Genomic DNA, 16,013 nt, shown 5'->3' on the forward strand with positions numbered 1-16,013 from the left:
GGACAACTCTCGACACCCACAGGAGGGTTAACCGGCTGGGCTACGCCTACTGTGTGTTTCCGGCGGATCTTCGGTGTGGCTTCCGCAGGGGTCCTGCGACCGTTCGGCGAAGCTCCGCGACGGTTCGCACCGCTTGGTGCCCGTTGGGAGCACTTGGGGTCGATTCGCACCATCCGGCCCCACTTGGCACCAGTTGGCGCCACCTGATCCCCCGCAGCGCCGGTCGCGCACGCCTCGCGACACGCCGCGACGGACCGTCAGGACCACGCAAGGGCACCGCAATGCGAAGCTGTCGCAAGCTTGTGACAAGCGTAGGCGAACACCTGCCCCCATGCGCTTATTTTGGCAACGTAGAGTCCTCTCCATGGCACCGAAGCGCTCCTCAGCAGCCCCGCGCCCCCGCCGACGGCGCGCCTCCCCCTTGGAACTGGTCGGGCACGGGATCAAGTTCCTGGGCGTCAGCATCCTGTCCGGCGTGCTGGTGGCGGGCATCGCGCTGCCCGCCGTCGGAGCCATCGGCCTCGGCGCCAAGGACAGCGTCCAGGGCTTCGACAACATCCCGGACGACTTCAAGACCCCGACGCTCTCCCAGGCCTCGTACATCCTGGACTCCAAGGGCAACCAGATCGCCAAGGTCTACGCCGGCGACCGGGACCGCACGATACTGACCCAGGACCAGATGTCCCCGCTGTCCCGCGAGGCGCAGGTGGACATCGAGGACGCACGCTTCTTCCAGCACGGTGCCATCGACCCCAAGGGCGTGCTGCGCGCGATCGGGAAGAACGCCTCCTCCGGCGGCGACGCCGAGGGCGCCTCGACGCTGACCCAGCAGTACGTGAAGAACGTCTTCGTCGAGGAGGCCGGTGACGACAAGACGGCCGTCGCCGCGGCCACCCAGAAGAGCCTGGGTCGCAAGATCAAGGAGCTGAAGTACGCCATCCAGTTGGAGAAGGACCTGACCAAGGACCAGATCCTGACCAACTACCTCAACATCACCTTCTTCAACCACCAGGCGTACGGCATCGAGGCGGCCGCCGAGCGCTACTTCGGCAAGGCCGACAAGGACCTCGACGTCGCCCAGGCGGCGCTGCTGGCCGGCATGGTGCAGAACCCCTCGGCGTACGACCCGCTGGCGCACCCGAAGGCCGCGCAGAACCGGCGCGACACCGTGATCAACAAGATGCTGCAGTACAAGCACATCACCCCGGACCAGGCCAAGGCGGCGCTGGCCAGCGGGCTGGAGCTGAACTACCAGCCCCCGCAGAACGGCTGCATCACGGCCGGCAACGGCATGGCCTTCTTCTGCGACTACGTGCAGAAGGTGGTCGAGAACGACCCGGCCTTCGGCGCCTCCGCCGCGGCCCGCAACAAGCTCTGGTCCCAGGGCGGCCTGCGGATCACCACCACCATCGACCCGGCCATGCAGGCGGCGGCCTACACCGCGGTCACCAAGAAGGTGTACGTCAGCGACCCGGTCTCGGCGGCGATGACCATGGTCAAGCCGGGCACCGGCGAGATCCTCGCGATGGCCCAGACCCGGCCCTACGGCCTGGACGCCGCCCAGCACCAGACCGTGGTCAACCTCAACGTCGACTCCTCGATGGACGGCGGCAGCGGCTTCCAGCCCGGCTCGACCTTCAAGGCGATCGTGGCCGCGGCGGCGCTGGACGGCGGGACCGCCCAGCTGAACACCCCGTTCCCGTCGCCCGGCTCGATGCCCTACCCGGACATGTCCACCTGCACCGGGACCTGGAAGAACATCGCCCACGACAACGTGAGCAACGACGACCCGGTCCACGAGGTCGGCCCGTTCATGATGCCGGAGGCGATGGCCCGCTCGATCAACACCTACTTCGTCTCGCTGGAGCAGAGCGTCGGCCTCTGCGCCGTCACCCAGATGGCCAACAAGCTGGGGATCAAGAACCAGGCCGACGGCCACCCGCTGCAGCAGGTCGGCTCGATGACCCTGGGCACCCAGCTGGTCAGCCCGCTGCAGATGGCCGGCGTCTACGCCACCTTCGCCGCCCGCGGCCTGCACTGCGACCCGGTCGCGATCAAGTCGGTCACCGGCATCGACGGCAAGCCGATCAACGTGCCGCAGGCCAACTGCCAGCAGGTGATGCAGCAGAGCACCGCCGACGGCGTCAACACGCTGCTCAAGGGCGTGACCGAGAAGTCCGGCACCGGCAGCCAGCTGGGCCTGAGCGACGGCCGCCAGATCTACGGCAAGACCGGCACCACCGACAAGCGGAAGGCCGCCTGGTTCGACGGCTACACCCCCGACCTGGCCGGCGTGGTCTGGCTCGGCGGCCCGGAGAGCAGCGTCCCGATGAACGGCGACATCACGATCGGCGGCACCGACTTCCCGCAGGGCGTCTACGGCGCCAGCGGCCCCGGCCCGATCTGGCAGCAGGCGATGAACCAGGCGGTCGCGGGCACCCCGCAGACCCAGCTCCCGCTGGTCCCGGGCGCACCGTCGGCCACCGCGTCCACCGACAACCCGCAGCCGCAGCAGCCGAGCCCCAGCCCGAACCCGGGTGACCCGAACAGCCCCAACCCGGGCGACCCGAACAACCCGGCCACCAACGCCGGCCTGGTCACCGGCGACCCGGCCCCGCCGCCGGGCGGCCCGGGCCTGCCGGGCGGCGGTCTGATCGGCGGCGGGTTCACCCTGCCGCCGGGGATGATCGGCGGCGGCACGGGCGGCCCCGGCAAGCCGGGGCGGCCGGGCCACCACTGAGCGGGGTGGCCTGGCCCGCCGCTCGGGCACCGGACGCGAACGAGAACGAAAAGGCCCGGGGCCGCTGGATCCTCCACTGGATCCGGCGGCCCCGGGCCTTTCGGGCACCTGCTCGACGGCCGGGCGACGGTGCTCGGCGGCGGCCGGTCGTGCGGCGGCCGGTCGGCGACTGCTCAGCCGCTGGTCGGCGAGCGGTCAGCGGCCGGTCAGCGGCCGGTCAGGGCCGCCTTGACCGCGGCGGCCACCCGGCCGCCCTCGGCCAGGCCCTCCACCTTCGGGCGGACGATCTTCATCACGGCGCCCATCGCCTGCGGCCCGGTGGCGCCGGCCTCCGCCACCGCCTCGGCGACCACGGCGGCCAGCTGCTCGTCGCTGAGCTGCGCGGGCAGGTACTCGGCCAGCACCGCGCCCTCGGCGAGCTCGCGCTCGGCGGACTCGGTCCGCCCCGCGTCGCTGAAGGCGGTCGCGGCGTCCCGGCGCTTCTTCGCCTCGCCCTGGACCACCTGGACCACCTCGGCGTCGCTGAGCTCGCGCTTCTCGTCACCGGCCACCTCGGCCCGGTTCAGCGCGGTGAGGGTCAGCCGGAGGGTGGACGAGCGCAGCTCGTCCCGTGCCTTGATCGCGGCCGTGAGGTCCTCCCGCAGCCGCTCCTTGAGCGTTGTCATGGGGCAATCCTCACATCTACGGCGCCGCGCTGCCGCTGATTAACGGCGGCGGGCCGGACCGGCGGCCCGGGAGGCCCGGGCGAGCGGGCCAGCGGGCGAGCGGGCGAGCGGGCGAGCGGAAGGCCTGCAGCCGGGTGGGCGGCAGGGCGAGCCGACGGGAAGTCAGGCAGGCCCGGGCCCGGTTCTCCTGGGCGGGCCCGGTCTGCGACGATGGACTGATGCGAAAGCTGTACTCCGTCCCACTCGCTGTCCTCGCCACCGGAGCCGCCGGGCTCGCCTACTCCGCCGGCTACGAGGTCCGCGCCTTCCGGCTGCGCCGCGTCGACGTCCCGGTGCTGCCGCGAGGGGCCAAGCCGCTGCGCGTGCTGCAGGTGTCCGACATCCACATGGTCACCGGACAGGGGAAGAAGCAGCGGTGGCTGCGGAGTCTGGCCGGGCTGCGGCCCGACCTGGTGGTGAACACCGGCGACAACCTCTCCGACCCGCTCGGCGTGCCCGCCACGCTGGACGCGCTCGGCCCGCTGATGGAGTTCCCCGGCGCCTACGTCTTCGGGTCGAACGACTACTACGGCCCGGCCCGCAAGAGCCCCACCCGCTACCTGAAGGCGCTGGCCAGCGGCAACCACGGCCTGAACAACGCCGACGGCAGCGGCCGCGCCGGCATCTCCGGCGCGGTCCACAACCCGTGGGAGAAGCTGCGCGACGGCTTCGACGCGGCCGGCTGGCTGGACCTGACCAACGCACGCGGCCGGCTCACCCTGGGCGGGCTCGACATCGAGTTCACCGGCCTGGACGACCCGCACATCCGCCGCGACCGGTACGCCACGGTGGCCGGCGGCCCGTCCGCCGACGCCGACCTGTCGATCGGCGTGGTGCACGCCCCCTACCTGCGCAGCCTGGACGCCTTCACCGCCGACGGCTACCCGCTGATCCTGGCCGGCCACACCCACGGCGGCCAGCTCTGCGTCCCCTTCTACGGCGCCCTGGTCACCAACTGCGACCTGGACGCCAAGCGGGTCAAGGGCCTCTCCACCCACCGCGCCGGGGGCCGGCAGTCCTACCTCCACGTCTCGGCCGGCTGCGGCACCAACCGCTACACCCCGGTCCGCTTCGCCTGCCCGCCCGAGGCCACCCTGATGACCCTCACCCCACGCCCCAGCTAAACCGGATTTCGTCTCCCGACCAGCATGGGATAGAGTTCTACTCGTTGCGACGGAGACGGAAGCAACAAAGGAAAGACCGGGGTGTGGCGCAGCTTGGTAGCGCGCTTCGTTCGGGACGAAGAGGCCGTGGGTTCAAATCCCGCCACCCCGACCCAGTAGTAGCAGGCAAGGGCCCTGCCGGAGAGATCCGGTGGGGCCCTTCCTCGTTGTGCGCGGCGATCTGCGTGACTACCGCTCAGGTGACCGCTCGACGATGTCGCGGTGCCGGAGTGCCCGACGAGCCGTGAGATCTTCGCCGGCGGCGCCCTGACCGGTTTTCACGGACCGGTGAGGAGGGCTCCGGGAGGGGCGGTCGTGCGCCGGGGGTGCGCGTGGGGTGACGGGGTGTACGGACGGCGGGTGCGGGCAGATAGGTAAAGGTCGTTCGCCCCGTTTCGTCGAGCAGAAGCCGGAGCACGTCGTGCCGCGCGTCCAACAAGACCGAGCCGTACGCACCCGCGGGACGCTGCTGCGGGCGGCGGCGCAGGTGTTCGACGAGTACGGGTTCAACGGATCGAGCATCAACAAGATCATCAAGCAGGCGGGCATCACCCAGGGGGCGATGTACTTCCACTTCAGGTCCAAGGAGGAGCTGGCCCGGGCGGTGATCAGCGCGCAGGCGGCCGACCTGGAGCTGCCGGGCGAGCCGCGGGGGCTGCGGCAGTTGATCGAGCTGACCCTGTACGTGGCGCACCAGTTGCGGAGCAACGTGTTGCTGCGCGCCGGGACCACCCTGGCGCTCGAGCAAGGGGCGCACGGGCTGCGGGAGTTCACGCCGTACGAGATGTGGGCCGACACCTTCCGCCGGGAGCTGGCAGCGGCCCGGCAGGCCGGCGAGCTGTTGCCGGAGCTGGACGTGGAGGAGATCGCCGAGCTGCTGGTGGCGGCCTACACGGGGGCGCAGGTGATGTCCTGCGCCGCCATCAACCGCGCCTTCCTGCCGCAGCGGGTGATCCGGATGTGGTGGTACCTGCTGCCCGGGATCGCCCCCGCGCCGCTGGCCGCCTCGCTCCGGGAGGCGCTCGCCGGGTACCCGGAGCCCCCGGCGGCGGCGCTCGGGAAGCCGCCCCTCACGGCGAGCGCCAAGCCGCCGGCCCGGGTGGAGCCGGCGCCGGGGCCGCAGGGTCAGCGGCCGCACGGGCAGCCGGCGCGCAAGCAGAAGCAGCCGGCGCGGGCCGGTGGGGCCGGCGGGTGATCCGTCGGCCCCACCGGCGGCCGGTGGCCGCCCGGGTCAGGGGCGCAGCGGCGGGTACTGCTCGTCGAGCAGGCCGCGGGCGGCCAGCTGGCCGTGGAGCGGGGTGGTGTCGGGGTGGTGACCCCACTGGTGGTCGCCCGGGAGCTGGCCGGGGCCGGCCAGCGGGGCCCCGAGCAGCTGGCGCTGGACCGGGGTGAAGGCGGCGGCGACCGGGGACGCCAGGAGCGCGTCGTTCTCGTCGCGGCCGTAGGACCAGCGGTGCGAGTAGGCGAAGAACATGCCCTTGCGGGTCAGCTCCGAGTGGTTGTCGGTCCTGGTGTGCCAGAGCCGCCGGTCGAAGAAGACCGCGTCGCCCGGGGCGGCGGTGACCTCGACGGCGCCGGGCGGCTCGGGCCAGCGCACGTCCCGGCGCGGCGGGCCGTCGATCCGGTTGGTCAGGTGACTGCCCGGGACCACCTTGAAGTTGCCGCGGCCCGGCTCGGAGACGTCGGAGAGCCAGTAGGCGAGCTTCACCGAGAGGCGCGGGCGCGGGTCGGTCTCCAGCTCGCGGTTCTGCCGGCCGCCGTCCTGGTGCCACTCGAAGCGGTAGGGCTTGGGGCTGCGGATCGGCGGGTGCACGTCGAGGTGCGAGTGGTAGACGTGGACGTTCCAGCCGAGCACCGACCAGACCAGCGGGAAGGTGCGCGGGTGGTCGATCAGGTCGACCACCTCGGGCAGCGCGGCCACCGCGCTCAGCAGGTGCAGCGAACCGTCCGGAGCGAGTCGCCCGGCCGCCTGCTGCTCGGCGTACACCCGGTCCAGTGCGGCGGAGTAGCGGGCCACCTCGTCCTGGTCCAGGACGCCCGGGAGCACCAGGTACCCGTCCCGCTCGAACCGGGCGCGCTGCTCGGCGGTCATCGGGGTGTCCCCCGGGGCCCCGGTCGTGGTCGTCGCGGTCGCGGTCGCGGTCGTCGCGGTCCCCGTCGCGGTCTCGGCAGGTGTCTCAGTCGTCAGGCTGTGCATGTCGAACGTTCCCCCCTCATGCGTGGCGGCGACCGGCGGCAGGGGCCGGCGCGGTCACCGATCTCGCCCTGATGACGCGGTGATCGCCCGGTCCTGTTGTGCCGGGACGACGTGACGAGCGCCACAGCGGACCGAGGCAACGCGCCGCACGCGCGTTCGCGTTGTTGGACGGTGCGGTGGCGAACTGCCCCGCGCCCGGCCACGGAGCAACGCAGGGGGAACGGCGTGCGGCGCAGCGAACGAGAGATCAGGTTCGAGGAGTTCGTGCTGGCCCGCTCCGGTGCCCTGCTGCGGCTCTGCCACCTGCTCACCGGCGACCACGGCCTGGCCGAGGACCTGCTGCAGACCGCGCTCGCCAACTGCTACCGGCGCTGGGACCAGGCCACCTCGCAGGGGCGGGAGGAGGCGTACGTCCGGGCCGCGATCGTGAACACCCACATCAGCTCGGTGCGCCGCCGCCGGCTCCAGGAGATCCTCACCCTGCACCTGCCGGAGGTCGGGCGGGACGAGCCCTCGTCCTCGTCCGCGATCGACGACCGCGACCTGCTGCGCCGGGCGCTGGCCGCGCTGGCCCCGCGCACCCGGGCCGCGGTGGTGCTGCGCCACTACGTGGGACTGAGCGAGCAGGAGGCGGCACTCACCATGGCGTGCTCGGTGGGCAACATCAAACGGCTGAGTTCCCGCGGGCTCGCCCAGCTGCGGGCCTCGCTGGACCAACGGCCCGCGCCGGAGCCAGGACCGGCCCCCGCCCAGCGACCGGTCCCGGAGCAACGGTCGGTCGCGCTGGCGGCGCCGGCGACCGCCGCGGCCGAGGCCGCCCTCTGCGTCCTGCCGGGGGTGGCCCGGTGAGCACCTCGATGAACTGGTTCGAGGAGCAGCTGGAGCACCGGCTGGACGAGCTGGCCGAGCACGGCGGCCTGCCGGCGCCGGACTTCACGGACCGGCTGCGCGTGCGGATCACCCGGCAGCGCCGGCGCCGCCGGGCGAGGCTGGCGGCGGGCGTGGCGGGGTGCGCGGCGGTGGCGCTGGCGGTCGCCCTCACGGTCACCGGGCCGCTCCGGGGGGCCGCGCCGGTGCGCGCCGCCGGGGTGGGGCAGAGCGGGGCGAGCCCGGGCGGTGTACCGCAGCAGGGCGGCGGCCTGCTCCAGTTGCCGTCCGGGATGCCGTCCGCCCTGGTCAACGGCGATCCGGCGGCCCAGCCCGACGGCGGCGCGAACCTGCCGGCGCTCGGCACCCCGTGGTGGGTCGCCGGCCCGACGGACCACGCCGTGGAGCTGGCCGCGTACTGGGACGGCGTCTCCGGGGGCGGCCACCACGAGGTGCACCTGCTGGACCAGGAGCCGTGGTACGGCTCGTTCCTGCTCGTGGTCAGCGGCACCTCCGCCGGCGGGCAGCGGCGTCTGGCGCTGTTGGTGAGCGACCGCAGCGCCCAGAACGACGGCCTGTCCCTGGGCACCCTGAAGCTGCTCACCGACCAGCCGGCGCCGCAGTCGCAGGTCGCCCCGATCGGGCTGTCCACCAATGACTCCAGCACGAGCCAGACCAATCTGACCGTGCTGGCCGGACCCTGCCCGAACGGGCAGCGGCAGTTCGGTTTCGGCGGGAAGCCGCTGCCGAACCCGGGATCCAGCTGGGGCGAGAGCACCCCGGGGGTCTGGCGCTACGTCTGGGGCGACGCCTCCTCGCTGCAGAACCCGACCCTGCGCTGCGACGCGCCCGGGGACGGGATCAGCTACCAGCTGCTGTCGGTCTCCGCGCCGGCGCTGGTCGACGGCCACTACGTCTGGCTGATGGTGGGACAGGCGGGCCCGCTCTGAGCGGCCGCACCGGCCCGCGGTGAACCCCGCCGCCCCGGCCCGCGGTGAACCCGCGGTTCCCGCGGCGCGGGCGTGCCGGGTGGCAGACTGCTGGCGGCCGCCCAGCAGAAGGAGCCGCTGTGTCCGAGGAGCTCGACGCACTGCCCGGCAACGCCCCTGACGACCCCTCGGCCGAGGCGCCGCAAGCCCGGCCCCCCGCCCACGCCGGGCCCCTCGACCACCCCGACCCCGCCGACCCCGCCGAGCACCCCGACCTGCCCCCCACCGAGCGCCGCAACCCCGCCAGCCTGGCGCTGGACCGGCTGGACACCGCCGAGCTCCTGGCCCTGATCAACGATCAGGACGCCACCGTGCCCGGCGTGGTCCGGGCGGCCCTGCCGCAGCTGGCCGAACTGGTCGAGGCCGGGCTGCGGACGCTGCGGGCCGGCGGCCGGGTGCACTACTACGGCGCCGGCACCGGCGGCCGGCTCGCGCTCGGTGATGCCGTCGAGCTGGGCCCGACCTACGGCGTGGGCCCGGAGCAGGTGGTCGCGCACCTGGCGGGCGGCCCCCGGACGGCGGCCCGGGCCCGGGAGAACGCCGAGGACCGGCCGCCGGACCAGGACGAGCCGACCCCGCCGACCGCCGGTGACCTGGTGATCGGCATCACCGCCAGCGGCGGCACCCCGTACGTGGTGAGCGCGTTGCGGGCGGCCCGGGCCGCGGGCGCGGTCACCGCGCTGCTCTCCGGGAACCCGCAGGCGCCCGCCGCGGCCTTCGCCGACCTGCACGTGCTGCTGGACACCGGGCCCGAGGTGGTGACCGGCTCGACCCGGATGAAGGCCGGCACCGCGCAGAAGCTCGCGCTCAACGCGTTCTCCACCGCGCTGATGGTGCGCAGCGGGCGGACCTGGTCCAACCTGATGGTCACCGCCTCGGCCGGCAACGCCAAGCTGCGCGCGCGGGCCGTGCGCACCCTGGTGACGGCCGCTCGGGTGACGCCCGAGCAGGCCGTCGCGGCGCTCGACGCCGCGGCCGGGGAGACGGTCACCGCCCTGGTGGCGCTGGTCGGCGGCGCCACGCCGGAGGCGGCCCGGGGGGCGTTGCGGCGCGCCCAGGGGCAACCGTGGGCGGCGGTGCAAGAGCTGACCGGCGGGGGCGTCCGGTGAGCGCGCTCTTCCTCGGGCTCGACGGCGGCGGCAGCTGGGCGCGGGCCGCGGTGCTGGACGCCGACGCTCGGCCGTGCGGGCGGGCGGCGGTGCGCGGGGCGTCGGTCGCCGGCGGGGGTGCGGAGCAGGCGCTGGCCGCGCTGGCGGGAGCGGCCCACCTGGCGCTGCGGGGGTTGGACGCGGAGGCGGTGGCCGGCTGCGTGGCGGGGCTGGCCGGCTACCGGGCGCTGGCCGAGCCCGCGGAGTTCGCCGAGCGGTGCCGGGCCGCGTTCGGGATCCCCGTGCCGGTGCGGCTCTGCTCGGACGCAGTGCCCGCCTTCGCGGCCGGGTCCACGGCGACGGCCGGCACCGTGCTGATCGCGGGCACCGGTGCGGTCTGCTGCCGGGTGGCGGACGGCCGGGTGACCCACTACGGCGGCGGGTTCGGCTGGCTGCTGGGCGACGAGGGCAGCGGGTTCTGGCTGGGGCGGGCGGCGGTGCGCCGGGCGCTGGACGAGCCGACCGGGCCGCTCGCCGCGGCGGTGCTGCGGCATTGCGGCGCGGCCGGGCCGGTCGAGCTGTTGCACTGGGTCTACGACGGGCCGCCGCGGCGGCTGGCGGAGCTGGCCCCGCTGGTGGGTGCCGCCGCCGAGGCGGGCGACCCGGCCGCGGGGGCGATCGTGGCGGAGGCGGCCGAGCACCTGGCCGCCCTGGTCCGGGCCACCGCGCAGGACGGCCCCCTGGTGCTGGCCGGCTCGGTCGCCGCCGCCGCGGGTCCGGTCCGCGCCCGGCTGCTGGCGCTGCTCGCCGACCCGCGCACCGGCGTCGCCGGCCCGCTGCACACCGCCGGCGACGCGGCCCTGGCCGCGGCCCGGCTGGCGATGACCCCGCCGCCCGGGGCCGATGATCCCGCCGTCCGGAGCCCGGAACTCTCCTGACGGTCCGTAGCACCGGACACCACCGTCCGCCGCCCGCCCGACGCTCCACCACCGCGCTTCGCCGACCGTTCAGCCCCCCGACGCCCCCGGTATACGGCCGGCCACTACTCATGTCGCGAGCCCCGCACACAGCCCGCCCCTGTGAGTACCAGGAGAACGCCGTGAACCGTCGCTCCATCCGCCTCGCCGCGGTCATCGCCACCACCGGTGCGCTCGCCGTCGGCACCGTCGCCCCGGCCCTCGCCAGCGCCCCGGACGCGCATCGCCGCGGACCGGCCAAGCACGTGCTGCTGATCTCGGTCGACGGCCTGCACCAGTCGGACCTGAGCTGGTACGTCGCCCAGCACCCGCACTCGGCGCTGGCCAAGCTGGTCGGCGGCGGCGTGGACTACACCGACGCGCAGACCACCATCCCCTCGGACTCCTTCCCCGGCATGGTCGCCCAGGCCACCGGCGGCGGCCCGGGCACCACCGGCGTCTACTACGACGACACCTACAACGCCGCCCTGCTGCCGGCCGGCACCACCGACTGCGCCACCGCCAAGCCCGGCGTCGAGGTGGACCTGACCGAGGACCTGGACCGCAACAAGGCCTCGATCGACGCCGGCCAGGGCCTGGCCGGCCTGCCCGGCTCGATCCTCTCGATGACCGGCAAGCCGCAGACCCTGCTCGACCCGACCAAGCTGCCGGTCGACCCGGCCACCTGCAAGCCGGTCTACCCGCACTCCTACCTGCAGGTGAACACCGTCTTCGAGGTGGCCAGCCAGGCCGGGCTGCGCACCGCCTGGTCGGACAAGCACGCCGCCTACGACATCCTCAACGGCCCGTCCGGCACCGGGATCCAGGACCTGTTCACGCCGGAGATCAACAGCGACGCGCCGGGCTACCCGGCGGGCGGCGACTGGACCACCGACAACCAGGCCACCGAGCAGTACGACGGCTACAAGGTGCAGGCGGTGCTCAACGAGATCGACGGCTACGACCACAGCCGCAGCACGAAGGTCGGCACCCCGGCGATCTTCGGGCTGAACTTCCAGTCCGTCTCCACCGCCCAGAAGCTGCCCACCTCCGAGGGCCTGACCGGCGGTTACAGCGCGCCAGGCACCCCCGGCCCGCTGCTGGTGAAGAACCTGGACTTCGTGAACGCCCAGATCGGCGCGCTCACCGCGGAGCTGCGCAAGCAGCACCTGACCGGCTCCACCACCATCGTGCTCTCCGCCAAGCACGGCCAGTCGCCCACCGACCCGAGCCAGCTGACCCGGATCGACGACGGCCCGCTGCTCGACGGCCTGAACGCCGCCTGGCGCAAGCTGCACCCGGGCGCGGCGGACCTGGTGGCCCACTCGGTGGACGACGACGGCATGCTGCTCTGGCTCAGCGACCGCTCCGCGGCGGCCACCACCTTCGCCAAGGACTACCTGCTGGCCCAGAACGGCACCGGCAACGACATCAAGGGCGCCCCGAAGGCCTTCACCGCCAGCGGTCTGACCAAGGTCTACGCGGGCGCGGACGCCGCGAAGTACTTCGGGGTGCGGCCGGGCGACGCCCGGGTGCCGGACCTGTTCGGGATCAGCGCGCAGGGCGTGGTCTACACCGGCGGGCACGGCAAGGTGGCCGAGCACGGTGGCGCCCACCCCGACGACCTGGACGTGCCGCTGGTGGTCTCCGGCGCCGGCACCCCGAAGCACGTGAAGGACGCCGCGCCGGTGCAGACCAAGCAGATCGCGCCGACCATCCTCAACCTGCTCGGCCTGAACCCGCAGGCGCTGCAGGCGGTGCGCGAGGAGCACACGCCGGTCCTGCCGGTGCGCTGACCCGCGCCGCGGTGGGCGGTCCGCGGGCCGCCCACCGCGCGAGCGGCCGGAGCCCGCGGCGGATCGGATGACCTGATCGGGCGTATGTCGTACCGTCGGTCGACCACCACCGCGGGGTTACCGTCGGCCCTATGTCGACACCCGGTCCCCGCCCCGGCGGCCTCCAACGGCTCGGCCGCTGGTGCGCCCACCGCTGGGTACTGGTGCTGGTCGCCTGGCTGGTCGGGCTCGGCGTGCTGCACGGCCTGCAGAACAGCGTCGGCGGCACCTACTCCGACGACTTCTCGCTGCCCGGGGTCCAGTCGCACACCGGCCAACAGGTGCTCGCCGCGCACGCCCCGACCTCCGGCGGGATCGGCGCCCAGGTGGTGCTGCACGACCCGAACGGCCCGCTGACCGACGCCGCCGGGCAGATCGACCAGGCCGTCGGCTCGCTGCAGCAGCTGCCGCACGTGCTCTCCGCGCAGAACCCGCTGCCGGCGCCCGGCGCCCCGCCCACCGGGGCGCTCTCCGCCGACCAGAAGATCGGCTACATCACCGTCAGGTTCCAGGCCAACCCGACCACCTACGGCACCGACTACCTGACCGGCGTGGACGCCGCGGTGGCCCCGCTGCGCGCCGCCGGGGTGCAGGTCGAGTACGGCGGACCGCTGGGCGAGCTGGCCCGCCCGCACACCAAGGACTTCACCAGCGAGGCGATCGGCTTCGGGGTCGCCGTGGTGGTGCTGCTGATCGGCTTCGGCAGCCTGATCGCCGCCGGGCTGCCGCTGCTCAGCGCGCTGCTCGCGGTGATCGTCGGCCTCTCCCTGCTGAGCCTGCTGGCGATCGCCTTCACCTTCGCCAACGTCTCGCCCACCCTGGCCACCATGATCGGGCTGGGCGTGGGCATCGACTACGCGCTCTTCCTGATCACCCGGCACCGCCAGCTGCTGATGGACGGCGTGGAGCCGGCCGAGGCGGCCGGGCGCTCGGTGGCCACCAGCGGGCGGGCGGTGATCGTCTCCGGCTGCACCGTGGTGATCGCGCTGGCCGGTCTGACGGTCTCCCGGGTGAGCTTCATCGGCAAGCTGGGCGTCGCCGCGATGATCACCGTGGTGACCGCGGTGCTCGGCGCGGTCACCCTGGTCCCGGCGCTGCTCGGGCTGATCGGGCGGCGGATCGACCGGTTCACCGTGCGCACGCCGGTCGCCGAGGGGCACACCGCCGGCGGCGAGTCCACCGGGTTCTGGCACCGCTACGCGCGCCGGGTGGAGCGGCGGCCCTGGTGGTACCTGCTCGGCGGGCTGGTGGCGATCGGGGTGCTGGCGATCCCGCTCTTCTCGATCCGGCTGGGGCACATCGGCGACGGCGCCGATCCGACCAGTTTCACCGACCGCCGCGCCTACGACCTGATCGCCCAGGGCTTCGGGCCCGGCGCCAACGGCCCGCTGACCATCGTGGTCGACCAGAGCGCGGTGCCCGCCGGCGACCGGGCGGCGCTGCTCACCAACGTCCAGCACGCGCTGACCGGGGTGCCGAACACCGCCAGCGTCAGCCCGCCGCAGCAGACCCCCGACGGGGACGTGCTGATCTCCACCGCGATCTCCACCGGCGCCCCGCAGGACGCGGTGACCACCACCCTGTTCAACCACCTCAAGGACACCGTGCTGCCGCAGGCGCTGTCCGGCAGCGCCGCCAAGGGCTACCTGACCGGCACCACCGCCGCCCAGCTGGACTTCCTGGAGCTGGTCGCCTCGCGGCTGCCGTTGATCATCGCGGTGGTGGTGGGCCTGGCCTTCCTGATCATCCTGGCGGTCTTCCGCGGCCTGCTGGTCGCGGTCAAGGCGGCCGTGCTCAACCTGCTGTCGATCGGCGCCTCCTACGGCGTGGTGGTGGCGGTCTTCCAGTGGGGCTGGGGCGGCCCGGCGCTCGGCGTGGCCGGCAAGGTCCCGATCGAGAGCTACGTGCCGATGATGATGTTCGCCATCGTCTTCGGCCTGAGCATGGACTACGAGGTCTTCCTGCTCTCCCGGGTGCACGAGGACTGGTACCGCACCGGCAACAGCAAGGACGCGGTGGCGCACGGCCTGGAGATCACCGCCCGGGTGATCACCTGTGCCGCGCTGATCATGGTCAGCGTCTTCGCCGCCTTCCTGCTGAGCGACGTCGTCGTGATCAAGATGCTGGGCCTGGGCCTGGCGGTCAGCGTGCTGGTGGACGCCACGGTGGTGCGGCTGCTGCTGGTCCCCGCGGTGCTGACGCTGCTCGGCGACCGCGCCTGGTGGGTGCCGCGCTGGCTGGACCGGGTGCTGCCGCACCTGAACGTCGAGGGCGACTGACCCCGACGACGCCGTGGCGGTCACCCCAGGACCGGGTCAGAGCAGGGCGGCCAACTCCGCCCGGGAGGCGATGCCCAGCTTCGGGTAGGCCTTGTAGAGGTGGTGACCCACCGTGCGCGGGCTGAGGAAGAGCTGGGCGGCGATCTCCCGGTTGGAGAGCCCCGTCGCGGCCAGCCGGGCGATCTGCTCCTCCTGCGGGGTCAGCCCGGCCAGCGGGCCGGCCGGGGCCGCGACCGGGGTGGCCGACCCCGCGGCCGCCAGCTCGGCGCGGGCCCGCTCGGCCCAGGGCTGCGCGCCCAGCCGCTCGAACACCTCCAGCGCGGCGCGCAGCTGCGCCCGGGCCTCGGTCTTGCGCCGGTCGCGGCGCAGGAACTCGCCGAACAGCAGCGCGGTGCGGGCCCGTTCGAAGGGCCGGTCGGCCCGGGCGTGCAGCTCCAGCGCGGCCGGGTAGCCGGCGTCGGCCGACTCGGCCGGCCCGAGCAGCGCCTGGCAGCGCAGTACCAGGGCCCGGGCCCAGGCCGGCTCGCCGATCCGCCGCGACCACTCCCGGAACCGTTCGAAGGCCGCCGCGGCCCGCTCCGGCCGGCCGATCCGGACCGCCGCCTCCACCAGGTCCGGCACCGTGCGGATGCCGGAGACGTGGTGCCGGTAGTGGCCGGCGGTGTGCGGCTCCAGCCGCTCCACCACCTCGGCGGCCCGGCCCCGGCCCAGGTCGTGCAGGGCCAACGCCCACTGGCACCAGGAGGTGCCGGCCGCCGGCGCGCCCCAGGCGGTGGCCCGGTCGTCCTGCGCCTCGGCCACCCGCCGGCCCACCAGCTCGTCGTCGCCGCGCAGCGCCGCCAGGTAGGCGTCCAGCGCGGACAGCTGGCTGGTCCACTGCGGCTGCGCGGTGTCCCGGGCCAGCGCCAGCGCCTCGGCGACGGCCAACTCGGCGTCCCGGTGCCGGCCGTGGAACAGCTCGGCCTCGGCCTGGAAGAAGAGCAGGGTGGGCAGCAGGGCCAGCGCACCGGCCGCCCGGGCCTCCGCCACCAGCTCCTCGGCCAGCGCGAAGGTCTCCGCGTCCCGCCCCGGGACCAGCGCCGCCCCACAGAGCTGCACCAGCTCGCGCGGGCTGTCCGCCCCGGCCGCCCGGGCCAGCGCGGCGGCCTCGCGCAGCGGGCCGCCCGGCGCCGCCGGACGGCCGAACGCCGGGGCC

Annotated in this window: 12 protein-coding genes and 1 tRNA gene; 10 read left to right on the forward strand and 3 right to left on the reverse strand. The window is 74.2% G+C overall.

Annotated features, from left to right (window positions below; translation table 11 throughout):
• Nucleotides 1-364 precede the first annotated feature (364 nt).
• On the forward strand, nt 365-2,740 hold the full coding sequence (locus ACQRUO_RS15425) for a transglycosylase domain-containing protein (RefSeq protein WP_428316462.1): 2,376 nt from the start codon (nt 365-367) through the stop codon (nt 2,738-2,740).
• 206 nt (nt 2,741-2,946) lie between these two features.
• Here the strand turns inward: ACQRUO_RS15425 and ACQRUO_RS15430 are convergent, their stop codons facing one another.
• Complete coding sequence (locus tag ACQRUO_RS15430; protein WP_428316463.1) at nt 2,947-3,405, reverse strand: GatB/YqeY domain-containing protein; 459 nt, start codon at nt 3,403-3,405, stop codon at nt 2,947-2,949.
• 218 nt (nt 3,406-3,623) lie between these two features.
• Here ACQRUO_RS15430 and ACQRUO_RS15435 point away from each other — a divergent pair, with 218 nt between their 5' ends.
• From ACQRUO_RS15435 to ACQRUO_RS15445, 3 genes are all read left to right on the forward strand, one after another.
• Nucleotides 3,624-4,568, forward strand: coding sequence for a metallophosphoesterase (locus ACQRUO_RS15435; protein WP_428316464.1), 945 nt, complete (start codon nt 3,624-3,626; stop codon nt 4,566-4,568).
• A gap of 77 nt (nt 4,569-4,645) precedes the next feature.
• Nucleotides 4,646-4,719, forward strand: a tRNA-Pro gene (locus ACQRUO_RS15440).
• A gap of 309 nt (nt 4,720-5,028) precedes the next feature.
• A complete protein-coding gene (locus ACQRUO_RS15445) occupies nt 5,029-5,802 on the forward strand; it encodes a ScbR family autoregulator-binding transcription factor (protein ID WP_428316465.1) in 774 nt (257 codons plus the stop codon).
• 36 nt (nt 5,803-5,838) lie between these two features.
• On the opposite strand, the gene ACQRUO_RS15450 is transcribed toward ACQRUO_RS15445, so the two are convergent.
• Nucleotides 5,839-6,699, reverse strand: coding sequence for a phytanoyl-CoA dioxygenase family protein (locus ACQRUO_RS15450; RefSeq protein WP_428316466.1), 861 nt, complete (start codon nt 6,697-6,699; stop codon nt 5,839-5,841).
• A 330-nt stretch (nt 6,700-7,029) separates the two neighbouring features.
• On the opposite strand from ACQRUO_RS15450, the gene ACQRUO_RS15455 reads away from it, so the two are divergent.
• The 6 genes from ACQRUO_RS15455 (at nt 7,030) to ACQRUO_RS15480 (ending at nt 14,818) form a co-directional block, all read left to right on the forward strand.
• Nucleotides 7,030-7,653: a SigE family RNA polymerase sigma factor gene (locus ACQRUO_RS15455; RefSeq protein ID WP_428316467.1), complete on the forward strand. Its 624-nt coding sequence runs from the start codon at nt 7,030-7,032 to the stop codon at nt 7,651-7,653.
• Nucleotides 7,650-8,621 carry a hypothetical protein gene (locus tag ACQRUO_RS15460; protein ID WP_428316468.1) on the forward strand — a complete coding sequence of 324 codons (972 nt, stop codon included), beginning with the start codon at nt 7,650-7,652 and terminating at the stop codon, nt 8,619-8,621. The genes ACQRUO_RS15455 and ACQRUO_RS15460 overlap by 4 nt, the downstream gene beginning before the upstream one ends.
• Nucleotides 8,622-8,740: 119 nt before the next feature.
• On the forward strand, nt 8,741-9,769 hold the full coding sequence (locus ACQRUO_RS15465) for an N-acetylmuramic acid 6-phosphate etherase (RefSeq protein ID WP_428316469.1): 1,029 nt from the start codon (nt 8,741-8,743) through the stop codon (nt 9,767-9,769).
• On the forward strand, nt 9,766-10,686 hold the full coding sequence (locus tag ACQRUO_RS15470) for an N-acetylglucosamine kinase (protein ID WP_428316470.1): 921 nt from the start codon (nt 9,766-9,768) through the stop codon (nt 10,684-10,686). The genes ACQRUO_RS15465 and ACQRUO_RS15470 overlap by 4 nt, the downstream gene beginning before the upstream one ends.
• Before the next feature lie 161 nt (nt 10,687-10,847).
• Complete coding sequence (locus tag ACQRUO_RS15475; RefSeq protein ID WP_428316471.1) at nt 10,848-12,500, forward strand: alkaline phosphatase family protein; 1,653 nt, start codon at nt 10,848-10,850, stop codon at nt 12,498-12,500.
• A 131-nt stretch (nt 12,501-12,631) separates the two neighbouring features.
• Nucleotides 12,632-14,818 carry an MMPL family transporter gene (locus ACQRUO_RS15480; RefSeq protein ID WP_428316472.1) on the forward strand — a complete coding sequence of 729 codons (2,187 nt, stop codon included), beginning with the start codon at nt 12,632-12,634 and terminating at the stop codon, nt 14,816-14,818.
• A gap of 36 nt (nt 14,819-14,854) precedes the next feature.
• Here the strand turns inward: ACQRUO_RS15480 and ACQRUO_RS15485 are convergent.
• A partial coding sequence (locus ACQRUO_RS15485; protein WP_428316473.1) for a helix-turn-helix transcriptional regulator occupies nt 14,855-16,013 on the reverse strand: 1,159 nt, incomplete at its 5' end.

This window comes from Kitasatospora sp. LaBMicrA B282, assembly GCF_050325825.1.
Classification (GTDB): domain Bacteria; phylum Actinomycetota; class Actinomycetes; order Streptomycetales; family Streptomycetaceae; genus Kitasatospora.